Origin of the sequence: Amycolatopsis mediterranei, assembly GCF_026017845.1 — a bacterium.
GTDB classification, from domain to species: Bacteria; Actinomycetota; Actinomycetes; order Mycobacteriales; family Pseudonocardiaceae; genus Amycolatopsis; species Amycolatopsis mediterranei.
This window is the reverse complement of sequence record NZ_CP100416.1, coordinates 5,490,363-5,502,188: the sequence shown is the minus strand read 5'-3', so window position 1 is coordinate 5,502,188 and position 11,826 is coordinate 5,490,363. Positions and strand designations below refer to the sequence as shown.

The following is an 11,826-nucleotide window of genomic DNA, read 5'->3' as shown; positions in this document are numbered from 1 at the left end:
TCTGGCGCAAGACCGCCGAGGAGATCATCGACTCGCTCGCACGATATTGCCAACGAATTTCAGGCGCAGGACACTAGGGACTGGCTCGCACCCGAGGGGCAGCGACCACCGGACGCCTTGCGGTGCCGACCAGCTCTGCTGGACACCGGGGGTACGTGACCGGCAACGGCGGGTCCGCCGTGTCGTGCCGCGATCCCCGGTCCAGCCGCGCTGGTCGCGACGGCCGCGAACCGGAGGGGCTCGCGGTGCCGTCATGACCCTGGTGCAGGCGCTCACCCTTCGGCGTTCGCCGCGCGTTTCTCGATTTCGTCGGCGGCCGGGTGCAGGTTGCCCGCCCGGTACAGGTCCAGGGCCTGGTGCCACGCCTCGAGCGCCTGGTCCGGGTGGCCCTGCGCCTGGTGGGCGTCGCCCATGGCGGCGAGCGTGCCCGCCTGGCGGTAGGTGTTGTCCAGGTGGCGCCACAGGGACAGGGCGCGCCTCGACTGCTCCAGGGCCTCGCCGTGGTGGCCGGTTTCGCGGGCGATCGCGGCGAGGCTGTCCAGCGCGTCGGCCTGGCCGTAGACGTCGTTGCTCTCGCGGCACAGTGCGAGCCCCGATTCGGCGTGGCTGCGCGCTTCTTCGTGCCGCCCCAGCCGGCTGAGGCACGCGCCGATCAAGGCGAACGCGCGCGCTTCCCACTTGCCGTCGTCGAGGACGCCGTACAGCTCCTGCGCGCTGGTGGCGTGCTCCAGCGCCCGCTCGTCGTCCTTCTCGTTCGTCCAGTGCAGCGCCAGCACGAAGTGGACGCCCGCCTGGCCCAGCGTGTCGCCGATTTCCCCGGCCAGCGCCAGCGAGCGGTTCAGGTGGGGCAACGCTTCGGCCGGCATCCCGAACGGGCCGTAGACGAGGCCGAGGCGGCGGTGCGCGCGAGCCTGCACGGCCACGTCGCCGAGGCGCTCGGCGGCGGCCAGCCCGGCCAGCCACGACGTGATGTTGGCTTGGAGGTGACCGCGGCGGTAGTGGAAGTTGTCCAGCGTCCAGGCCAGCTGCCACACCCACGTGTCCCAGCCGGCGTCCTCGGCGGCCTGCCGCGCCGCGAGCACGCACTGGTGGTTGCCGTCGAACCAGGTCATCGCGGCGGTGTCGTCGGGGAGCGGGGCCGGGACGCAGCCGGGCGGTGGCTCGCCGACGTCGATCGGCGGGTGCTGCTGGTCGAGCAGGCGGCTGCCGCGGTGGCCGGTGTGCAGGTGGAAGCCGACGAGCCGGCGCAGCGCCGCGGTCCGGGCGGGTGCCGGCTCGTCGGCCAGTGCGGTGGCCTGCGCGTGCTGGCGGACCAGGTCGTGGAAGCGGAACCGCCCGGTCGCCGGCTGCTGCAGCAGGTGGTCGTCGACGAGGCTTTCCAGCAGCCGCTCGGCTTCGGCGGGAGCCACGGCGGCCAGCGCCGCGGCGGCGGGGACGTCGATGTCCGGGCCCGGGTTGAGGCCGAGCAGCCGGAACATGCGCTGCCCGGCCTCGTCCAGGTGCTCGTAGGACAACGCGAACGCCGCGGCGACGCTGCGGTCGCCCGCGGAGAGCTCGGCCAGCGGACGGCCCGCCTGGCGCAGCCGGTCGGCCAGGTGGGCCACGGTCCACGCCGGCCGGGTGCGCAGCCGCGCCGCGGCGATCCGGATGGCCAGGGGCAGGTGCCCGCACAGCGCGACGACGTCGCGGACGGCCGCGGCTTCGGCGGCGGGCCGGTCGTCGGCGACGATGCCGCTGAACAACGCGACCGCGGTGGCCTCCGGCAGCACGTCCAGGGAGAGGATGTGGGCCGCTTCCAGGCCGACCAGGCGGCGCCGGCTGGTGATCAGCAGCAGCGTCCCCGGGCTGCCCGGCAGCAGCGGACGGACCTGCGCGGCGTCCGCGGCGTTGTCCAGCACGACGACCACCGAGCGGCCGGCGAGTTCCGCGCGCCAGAGCGCCGCGCGGGCGTCCGGTTCGAGGGGGATCCGGTCCGCGGCCACGCCGAGGGCGCGCAGCAGCGTGTCGAGGGCCGCCGCCGGCGTGATCGGTGCCTGGCCGGAGGTGTGCCCGTGCAGGTCGATGAACAGCTGGGCGTCGCGGTAGTGCCCGGCGAGCCGGTGCGCGGCGTGGATGGCCAGCGTCGTCTTGCCGATGCCGGCCATCCCGTCGATCGCCTCGATCACGACGGCCGTCGGCGCGGTGTGCACGACCCCGTCGCGGGCCGACAGCAGCCGGGAGAGCTCGGGTTCGCGGCCGGTGAAGTCGGCGATGTCACCGGGGAGGTCGTTGCGGATCGTGCCGGCCGGGCGGCCGGTGACCGGCCGGGACGGCGACGGCGGGAACAACCGGGGATCGTTGTCGAGGATCCTGTGGTGGAGGCCGGTCAGGCGAGGTGTGGGGTCGAGCCCGAACCGCTCGACGAGCACCACCCGCGCCCGTGCGAACGTGTCCAGCGCGTCCGCCTGGCGGCCCGCGCGGTACAGGGCCGTCATCAGCTGGCCCCACAGCCGCTCGTGGCCGGGGTGCCGGTCGCTCAGCGCCGTCAGTTCGCCGATCAGGGCTTCCCCGGCGCCGGTGGCGAGGTCGGCGTCGATGCGGTCTTGCAGGGCACCGAGCCGCAATGCCTGCAGCCGCCGGGTTTCGGCCAGCAACGCCGCGGTGCCGGAGAAGTCTTCGTAGGCGTCACCGCGCCACAGCGCCAGCGCGCGTGACAGCCGATCCGCCGCCGTCACCGGGTCCGCCGCCAGCGCGGTCCGCCCGGCGGTCACCAGGCGTTCGAACTCGCGGGCGTCGAGCAGCGCGGGTTCCAGCCGCAGGGCGTAGCCGGCCGCGCGGGTCTCGATCAGGTCGCCCCCGCCGAGCGCGGCGCCCGGCGCCAGCGAGCGGCGCAGGCGTGACATGTAGGTCCGCACGGTCCGGGGCGTGCCGGGCGTGGCGTCGACGTCCCACAACGCGCTCGCCATGGTGTCCACGCTGATGACCCGGCCGGCGTTCGCGATGAGCAGCGCGAGCAGCGTGCGGATGCGGGGACCGCCGAGATCGAGCGGCCGCCCGTGCACCAGCACCTCGAACGGGCCGAGCACGCGGAACTCGGGCCGTTCCTGCCCCTGGGCCGTTCCGCCCGCCGGGTCGTCCGTCCACACCCTGCCCACCCTGTCAGGAGGGGCCGGTCCGCGGTGGGGATACGGGTCCGTTCGGTCCAATCCCGCCGACGGAGCGGAGTGGGTGCCCGCGGCTCCGAGCAGGCTCCGCGGGCACCCGGAGGAACCGCACCAGCTCCGTCTACCGCGATCTCACCGCCGGGCAGCCGGTGGTCATCGTGGGCTCTCCTCACCACGGACCACGTCCGCGAGGTCCGCGACCACCACGTCGAACACCGGGTCGTCGTAGTACGCGCCGTGCCCGCGAAGGGGCGACTTCGGCCGGTCGTCGCGGTCGGCCGTGAACTCCGGATCGCGCAGCCTGAAGTCGTTGCCGAGCCGATGGGCACCGGCGGGTTCGGCGGTGTCCGCAGCCTCCCTCTCCCCGGCGGGCGGCGCTGTGGCCAGGGGGAACCGGGACCACGGGGTGACGCCTTCGGGGAGCGGGTCGTCGGCCGGCGGGGTGGCCTTGCCAGGCCAGGGTGTTTCGCCGGGGGGCCAGGTCAGGACCGGCCCGCCGAGGGGGTCGGTCCAGCGGTAGACGTTGACCCACCGCTTTCCGAGATCCTTCAAGGTCTGCTCGATTCTCCGGTAGCCGAGGTAGGCGGGGAAGATCCGCGAATACGCCCACTGCAGCTGCGAGCCGTAGCTGACGAGGCCGACCTTGGCGAGGGAGGGGTCGGGTCCTTCGGGCGGAGCGGCGGGGTCCCGCAGGACGGAGATCGCGGCCACGCAGACGACACTGCCCTGGCTGTGACCGGACAGCACGACCGCCTTGGCGCCGTGACCGGCGAGGTATTCCGTGCGGTGAGCGGTCTCGAGGACGGCTCGGCCGCCGTAGGGTGGCGGGCAGATGGGGTGCACCAGCCGGGGCCAGAACGCGAGCAGGTCCCACAGCACGCCGACCGCGGTCCGCAGCTTCGTACCTTGCCAGGAGCGGATGCCGAGCAACAGCAGCGCGCTGAGCAGCGCGGCGAGGACCCAGGCGCCGATGTTGCCGAGTTCCGGCGACAGCACGTGGTCCAGCACCGACGTCATCCGCAGCAGCGCGGCGATCCCGGCGAGCCCGACGACGACCCCGCCGCCGACGGCCGGCAGGGTCAAGCCCCAGTGGTACCGGTACTTCGTGAGGGCGAGGCGCCAGCTGGTGGTCACCCGGCGGGTGACGCGCGGATCGGCCTTCTCGGATGCGTAGTCGGCTTCCGCGAGCTCAGCGAGGCCGTTCCTGCTCCAGCCGAGCCACCACGTCACGCCGCCGGCGATGGACAGCACCCCCGACAGGGTGGCCAGGACCAGCACGTTCGGTCCGGCGCCGAGGGTCCAGAAGACGGTCAGGGCGGCCGAGCCGAACACGGCGCCGGCGAGGAAAAGACACGTCGCCCAGCGCTGCCGCGTCATGGCGGCGGCGAGCGGCAGCAAGAACAGCAGGAGGGCGATGGCGAGGACACCCCAGAGCCAGGCGCCGGTCCAGTAACTGGCACCGAGCTGGATCGGCCACTCGACGTCGTGGCAGCCGCAGGTCTCGGCGGTGTCCGGCAGGTCGCCGCGGGAGGGGACCGGATTCCCCACCAGGTCGGCGACGCGGAACGCCAGGCCGCCGCTGAACCCGGCGGCCAGCAGGGTCGCGACGGCGGCGATGACCCAGGTGCCGTAGCCGTTCCACAATGGACGGAACGCGACGGGCACCTCGGCGTCCCTGAGGTGCTTGCTGTGGCGGGAGAAGCGCAGCAGCACGCAAGCGACGAGCAGGACGAGCAGGAGCCCCATGGCCAGCACCGCTTCGACGTTGGGAACGATCTCGAAGCCGGCGAGCGGCTCCGGGCCGATGGCTCCCGCCGGCCACAGCTTGACGGCGGTGACAGTGATGCTGACGAGCAGGTGGAGGGCGCACAGCCAGCGAATCGCCGTTACGTACAACGGCAATTTGACTGCGTCCCGGCCCTTCGGATCGGGTTTCAGGTTCTCGGGTTCCGGGCCCCAGGCGATGATGACGAGCACGACGAGAATCAGCAGCAGGCCGCTGCCCAGCCACAGCCCGAGATAAGCCTTGTCGTCTTTCCAGACCGGATAGAGGAACGCGGCGAACAGCAGACCGAGTACCGCGCACGCCGCGGCGACGTGCATGGCGCGCAGTATCGGTGCTTTGGGTGAGGTGTGCCAAAACGCGCGGTCGTCGAACGAGCCGTTCGGAGTGGTCCACTTGGTGAGTTCGCCACGGGGTTCGTAGAGGAACGATTGCCGGCCGAACCACCAGAAGAGCAGCACGACAGCCAGCGGCGGCGCCGCGCCGAGGAGGAGCCGGGGGCCGAACTGCCGGCTGGTGACGCTGTCCAGCCAGGAGTTGTCCTGGCGGCAGACGATGCTGGAGGCGCACTGGTGCATCACGAGTTCGATCGACACGTACGCGACGTTGGTGACCAGCATCAAGGTGAGTACGAGGCCGAGCAGCCGCAGGACGGCATCCGCGAATCGAGCCCGCCGATTGCGCTTCTCCGGCAGGAGAAGCGCGTAGCGCGAGAGGTTCAGCAGCGCGAAGGGCGCCAGGGCGAGCCAGAGCGCCCGGCTCGGCGACCCGGAGGTGAACCGTCCCCAGTGGAACGCTTCGACGTCACGCCACCGTCGCGGCCGTCCACCCGATGGCGGAGTCGCCAGGAGCCTCCGCCGCCGGAAGAAGCGCGCCATGTCGTCCCCGGCCACGCGCAGGGGTTCGGGATCGCCCAGCATGACCTCGGGAGTCGTCCCGTGCACACCGTGCACGCGCAGCTCCACCACATCGAGCGTATTGTTTTCGGTCATTGGCACTCCCTGAAGGTTTCCCAGGGGCGCTCGGCGAGCGTCGTGCCGGTAAGTCGCAAGAATGACGGTGGATTGTTACGACCGTGTCCGTTTCGCAAGAAACGGGGGGATTTACCTGTAACCCGGCCCACGGCACCGGCGACTTCGATGGCACTCACGTCCCGAGGAGGTCTGATGAAGCCGTTCTTTTGTCACACGAATCGTCCGATCGGTGTTGTCTTCAAGGTGGCCGTTGTCGCCGGATTGCCGATCATCGCCATGGCGATGAATTCCGCACCGGCCCAGGCGGCTCCCGGCGCCGCCACCCGCGGCGACGCGGAAGCCGTCCTGCACGCGAGCGGCACCGGCGGAGCCGCCGTCCGGAACCACCGCACGGTCAGCGGCGCCTCTCCGGCCGACATCGACCGCCGGGTGTCCATCCGCGTGCTGGAGTCGGTCGACGGCCGGCATTTCTGCCAGGACGACTGGCACGTCATCCTGGTGGCGGAGACGAGCGGCGGGGACAAGTCGTTCACCGTGCAGGAAGCCAAGGCGGAAGCGGACGCCGTGCGACTGGAGTTCTTCCTCGACGGCTCTCCGCTGGCCACCGAGCGCACGTCGGTCAAGCGGTCCCTGGACCCGGGCTTCTTCGGATGGGAAGAGGCGTACTTTTTCCAGCAGGGCGCGATCATGGCACCCGGCGATCTGACGGTCGGCGCGCATTCATTGCGGGTGGTCGCCACCGATCCGGCCGGCAGCGGGCAGAACGAGATCACGGTCTGGATCGACGCCACGGGTACCGGCGTCTGCTCGTGATTCCGGTGGACTGGTGGGTTCTCCGCGCCAGGAAAGGAGAACCCACCAGGCCAACCTGGCTGTGCCCATGGCCGGCGGCCGTCGTGGCGGGTCCGCCGTTCCCGGTGCGGCCGTTCTCGATGCTCCGGCGTTCTCTCACCGGCGAATCCGGCGATCCACAGCCAGCCAGTTCGTTTCCCACGTCGTCCCGCCGTCAGCCGAGAACGCCTGCTCGAACCTTGCTTCGTCCAGAGCCGACCGGGAGATGAGGAACCGCACCTTGATCGGGTGGCCGCCGAGTTGGTCGTCGCCGTAGAACTCGCCCGCGCCGTTGCGGAACCCGCCGTACACCGCCGGGGTGAGCAAGCCGTCGCGGATGTTGACGAACGTCAGGCTCCACCGCTGGGCCTGCGGCTCGTACAGCCGCATGTTGAGGGCGTCGATGCGCCCGTCCGGCCCCGAGACCTCGAACTCGGCGACGTTCGCTCGCCCGTCCAGGAGTGGCCGCACATTGCTGGTACCCGCGAACTGGAGCCAGGTGTCCGCGGAATCCGACAGCGGCTCGGCGAGCACCCGCACGGTGCTGCGCCACGTGCCGGTTTCCCACGCGAAGTCTTGTTGGCCGGCGGCGCTCGGCGACGCGGGCGAGGTCGATGCGTCGCCCGACGCGGCCGTCGCGATCAGGAGGAAGGCGGAAAGGCCGGCGATCAGGGTCCTTCTGTATGGCACGGTCTTGGTCCGACTATCCGAGGGAGCACCGCCGTGGACAAGAAGGCACCTGCAGGTAACCCCGCGCGTCCCAACCCGTTGCCCGGCTGTCCGATGGCCGCGGCGTTCGCCGCGATCGGCGGGAAGTGGAAGCTGACCCTGCTCTACTGGCTCGCCCACGGCGAGTGCCACTTCGCCGGCCTCCGCCGCCGAGGCACGCCGATCGCGTCCAAGGTCCTGGTCGAACAGCTGCGCGAGCTCGAAGCCGACGGGCTCGTCGAACGCGTGGTGACCGGACCCGTCCCGGCGCGCGTCATCTACCGGCTCACTCCCTACGGAACGACTCTCCTGCCCGTCGTCGAGGAAGTCCGGGTCTGGGGCGAAGCCCACCTTCGGCGCACCCGCAGTGGGGCGGCCCCGGACTCGGCGATGAGCTGCACCGACGCCGTCGTCTAGGCCGAGCGCGGGCCGGGAGGTGCCGAAAGGCCAGTCGGCCCTTGCCGGGAGTGGGAGACTTCGACAGGGCGACGACACGACGGAGGTGGGGGGCGGGTGTGACGCGGGTCGATGCGGCTCGACGTGTGGTGATCATCGCGTACAACGATGCGCAGATCCTGGACGTGGCGTGTCCGAGCGGCGCGCTGGAGATCGCGAACGGCCACGGCGCCGTGCCGCCGTATGCGATCGAGCTGGCGACGGTGACCGGGCGGGGCGTGCGCAGTTCGTCGGGGATCGCGCTCACCGGCGCGCGGCGGCTGGCTTCCGTGACCGGGCAGATCGACACGATGCTGGTCGTCGGCGGGCATGGGACCCGGGCCGCGATGGCCGATGACGGGCTGCTGACGCAGGTGCGGCGGCTCGCGCGGCGCAGCCGGCGGATCGCGTCGGTGTGCACCGGCGCGTTCGTGCTGGCCGCGGCGGGGTTGCTGGACGGGCGGCGGGCGACCACGCACTGGGCGTACGGCGACCTGCTGGCGGCGCACTTTCCCGCGGTGACGGTGGATCTGGCGCCGCTTTTCGTCCAGGACGGCAACGTTTACACCTCGGCCGGGGTCACCAGCGCGCTGGACCTGACCCTCGCGCTGGTCGAGGCCGACCACGGCCCGACGGTGGCCCGCGAGGTCGCCCGTGAGCTGGTGACCTACCTGCAGCGCCCGGCCGACCAGGCGCAGATCAGCATGTTCCTGGCCCCGCCGCCACCGGGTGACCGGCTGGTGCGCGACCTGCTCGCGCACATCGCCGCGCACCCCGGTGACGACCTGAGCCCGGCGGCGCTGGCGGCACGGGCCCAGGTCAGCCCGCGGCACCTCACGAGGTTGTTCGTCACCCACGCGGGCACGACGCCGGCCCGTGCGGTGCGAGCCGCCCGGACGGAGGCGGCCGCGCACCTGGTGCGGGGCAGCGAGTTGTCGCTGGCCGCGGTCGCCCGCCGGTGCGGGTTCGGGTCGGCGGAGGTCCTGCGGCAGGCGTTCCTCGACCACTACGGGGTCACCGGGGACAGGGTTCGCAGGATGGCGGACATGCCCGAGGCGCTCGATCGGCCCACCACCCAGACTGTCGAACACGGGGGATCCGCCGGCGACCGGCACTAGGGATCGCGGTCGCGGCAAGGGGATTCTCCACAGGTGGAGTATTCGAAGGGTGGGAAGCATCATGTTCGTCAAGAAGATGCCGATCGTGTTCGGCATGGCCCTGCTCGGTCTGCTCGGGACGACGGTGACCGCGAACGCCAGTGCGTCGACGGCGGCGGCACCTTGCCGGCAGCCCGTGAGTTCCGTGTCGGTGCACGGCCGCGTGATCCACCTCTGGTTGTGCGACAACGGGTGGCACGGGCAGATCACGAACGGGGCCACCGGCGATCCGGTCTGGCTGGACAGCGCGCGCGGCACCGTGACCGGCTACCGGACCATTCCGGCCGGCGGCACGTCGGCGAACACGGGCACGGTCGGCCAGTACGGCGGGCCGTGGCGTGCCTGCGGACGTGCTTTCAACGCACCGGAAATCGTCTGCACGGCGCGCAACTGACCGAGGCCGGGGGCTCAGGTGGGGGACGGCGTGCCCGGTGACTGCGGTGGCTCGCCGCACGGGCACGTCGTCCGGCCGGAACCCCGGCCCGGGGTTCCGGCCGGCGCCGCCCGGTATTGCTGACTAAACCGCACTGCGGATCCGCGCGTGGAGGCTGTGCGATCACCCCGTCCAGGAGCGATCGCTGGCCGAAAGGATGAGGGATGAGCAGGCGAATCGCGTTGGCGCTGTCTTCTGCCACGTTGGCTGTGCTGGGAACGTTCGTAGGGGCGGGCGTGGCCGCTGCCGCGCCGGCGGCCGGGTCCTCGCTCCAATCGCCGACGGGGAGTGCGTGCCGCACCCACAATCCGCCGGGAGGTGGATCTGTGACCGTGTGCAGGACCTGGACGCCCGACGGCCAAGGCGCCTACAACGGCACATGGAAGATCACCAAGCGAACCGGCGCTGCCATCGCCCAGGGACGATTCGACGGCTTCGTCGGCAACCTGGGGACCGCCGGGACCTTCAGCCATGTCGACAGCTTCGTCACCCGCGGCTGCAACGCCGGCTGCACAGACTGGTCGTAGCAGGCCGAACAAGACCGCGCGGGCGGTGATCTGCTCGCGGATCCGGGCTTCGACTGCCCCAAGGGGCGGGGTCAAGCCCGGATCCGCGCGGTTTCAGCAGGCCTGCACGCCCGGGAACGTGGTCGCCGAGATTTCCCGGCGGGCAGCAACGTCGAGGAGGCGCTCGAGGCGATCAAAGCCGGATTCGAGAGCCTCGATGCGACTACGGCAGGCGACCGACTCCTTGTTGAACAATGGGTGCGCCGGCTCACGATTGTTCTCTGTGCAGCCGGCGCACCCATTGTTCCGCAGAGGGCGCGTCGCACGTGGGGATCAGGTCGCTACCTGGTCAAGGCCGGGGCTGGGTGTTCCACCAGGCCTGGCCGGCTTCGGGCAGGGTGGAGATCGGGTCGTAGTACGGGTATCGCCGCTGCAAGGCTTCGGGGTCGGAATGCTCGATCCCGGTCCGGTAGTTCTTGGTCCAATACGAGATCCCCAGCTCCCGGTCGTACTCGGCCAGCTGGTGCACCCACCGCTTCCCGACATAAGGCACGTCGCACACGATTCGCGGCGTCGCGTACCCCGGCAGGTACCCCATGATCGAGTGCTGCAGTTCCTGCGCCTCCCACACCGAAACTCGCCAGTGCTCGGCGTTCGGGATCATATCGCACATGTAAAAGTAGTACGGCAGGATGTTCGCTTCCCCTTGCAGGGCAAAGCAGAGGTCCAGCAGGGCTGCCGGCGTCGCGTTGACCCCGCGCATCAGCACGCCCTGGTTGCGCACGTCCCGGACCCCGACGTTCAGCGCCGTCTGGGCCGCCTCCGCCACCAGCGGGGTCACCGACTGGGCGTGGTTGACGTGCGTGTGGATCGCCAGGTTGACGCCGCGGCGCTGGGCGGTGACCGCCACTCGCTCGAGGCCTTCGACGACCTTCGGCTGGAGCCAGTGCTGGGGGAGCGCCGCGAGGGCCTTCGTCGCCAGGCGGATGTCGCGGACGGTGTCGATGTCCATCAGGCGCATCAGGAACGACTCCAGCTGCGGCCACGGCACGTTGGCCACGTCGCCGCCGGAGACCACCACGTCGCGGACGCCCGGGGTCTTCTTCAGGTAGGCGATCATCGCGTCCTGGCGGTCGACCGGCTTGAGCGTCAGCTTGTGCTTCTCGACCGTCTCCGTCGAATTGCCGACCAGGTCCATCCGGGTGCAGTGGCCGCAGTACTGGGGGCAGGTCGAGATCATCTCGGCCAGCACCTTCGTCGGGTAACGGTGGGTCAGGCCCTCCACGACCCACATCTCCGCCTCGTGCAGCGAGTCGCGCTCGGAGTGCGGGTGGCTCGGCCAGGTGGCGTCACGATCACTGCGGACCGGGAGCATGTAGCGGCGGATCGGGTCGGCGTAGAACGCCTCGGTCACCTTGGCCGGGTCGGTGCCCGCGGTCGGGGCCATCGTGTTGAGCATCTGCGGGGGCAGCAGCATCGACATCGTGGCCAGCTCGCGCTGGTCGGCGAGCAGGTCGTCGTAGAAGCGTTCCTCCAGCAGGTCGCCCATCAGGGCGCGCAGCTGCTTGGCGTTGCGGACGCAGTGCACCCGCTGCCACTGCGCGTCGCGCCACTCGGCCTCGGTCACGTCGTGCCAGCCGGGGAAGCGGCGCCAGTCGGGTTCCACCAGCTCGGCGCGGGCGTACTCGTAGGGCTGGTCGAAGGCGGCGGCAGGCGTCACAGGTTCCTGGATCGCAGTCACTTGTACTCCTAGTCGTCGGGAACGCGTTAAAATATCCTGTCATAACGTTCTCACGGAGTAAATCTTCCTGCCTGCTGGGTCGCTGTCCCCCACGTGGACCAAGGAGGCAGACTCA

The 11,826-nt window shown here is 71.0% G+C and carries 9 protein-coding genes; 5 read left to right on the top strand and 4 right to left on the bottom strand.

All coding sequences use genetic code 11. The features are described from left to right. Positions 1–272: 272 nt before the first annotated feature. Together ISP_RS24735 and ISP_RS24730 are read right to left on the bottom strand one after the other, a co-directional pair. Complete coding sequence (locus tag ISP_RS24735) at positions 273–3,125, bottom strand: AfsR/SARP family transcriptional regulator (RefSeq protein WP_013226576.1); 2,853 nt, start codon at positions 3,123–3,125, stop codon at positions 273–275. Positions 3,126–3,296: 171 nt separating this feature from the next. Continuing rightward, on the bottom strand, positions 3,297–5,918 hold the full coding sequence (locus ISP_RS24730; protein ID WP_013226575.1) for a hypothetical protein: 2,622 nt from the start codon (positions 5,916–5,918) through the stop codon (positions 3,297–3,299). Between ISP_RS24730 and ISP_RS24725 the strand changes: the two genes are divergently transcribed. Next, positions 5,865–6,713 (top strand): hypothetical protein, encoded by an 849-nt coding sequence (locus ISP_RS24725; RefSeq protein WP_230468332.1) that lies wholly within the window; start codon positions 5,865–5,867, stop codon positions 6,711–6,713. The two genes, ISP_RS24730 and ISP_RS24725, sit on opposite strands and share 54 nt — an antisense overlap. Positions 6,714–6,848: 135 nt before the next feature. On the opposite strand, the gene ISP_RS24720 is transcribed toward ISP_RS24725, so the two are convergent. Continuing rightward, complete coding sequence (locus ISP_RS24720) at positions 6,849–7,421, bottom strand: hypothetical protein (RefSeq protein WP_013226573.1); 573 nt, start codon at positions 7,419–7,421, stop codon at positions 6,849–6,851. Positions 7,422–7,454: 33 nt separating this feature from the next. Here ISP_RS24720 and ISP_RS24715 point away from each other — a divergent pair, with 33 nt between their 5' ends. From ISP_RS24715 to ISP_RS24700, 4 genes are all read left to right on the top strand, one after another. Continuing rightward, on the top strand, positions 7,455–7,856 hold the full coding sequence (locus ISP_RS24715; RefSeq protein ID WP_230468331.1) for a winged helix-turn-helix transcriptional regulator: 402 nt from the start codon (positions 7,455–7,457) through the stop codon (positions 7,854–7,856). Between the two features lie 125 nt (positions 7,857–7,981). Then, on the top strand, positions 7,982–8,992 hold the full coding sequence (locus tag ISP_RS24710; protein WP_013226571.1) for a GlxA family transcriptional regulator: 1,011 nt from the start codon (positions 7,982–7,984) through the stop codon (positions 8,990–8,992). 49 nt (positions 8,993–9,041) lie between these two features. Next, complete coding sequence (locus ISP_RS24705) at positions 9,042–9,425, top strand: hypothetical protein (protein ID WP_230468330.1); 384 nt, start codon at positions 9,042–9,044, stop codon at positions 9,423–9,425. A 365-nt stretch (positions 9,426–9,790) separates the two neighbouring features. Continuing rightward, positions 9,791–9,991, top strand: coding sequence for a hypothetical protein (locus ISP_RS24700; RefSeq protein ID WP_013226569.1), 201 nt, complete (start codon positions 9,791–9,793; stop codon positions 9,989–9,991). A 328-nt stretch (positions 9,992–10,319) separates the two neighbouring features. Here ISP_RS24700 and ISP_RS24695 read toward each other — a convergent pair whose 3' ends face one another. Beyond that, entirely contained in the window at positions 10,320–11,711 is a 1,392-nt protein-coding gene (locus ISP_RS24695; protein WP_176742083.1) for a KamA family radical SAM protein, read from the bottom strand. Positions 11,712–11,826: the final 115 nt, after the last annotated feature.

What these genes read in the sequence shown, in the direction of transcription:
- ISP_RS24730 (WP_013226575.1), bottom strand. Translation starts at nt 5,918, where the DNA reads ATGACCGAAAACAATACGCTCGATGTGGTGGAGCTGCGCGTGCACGGT.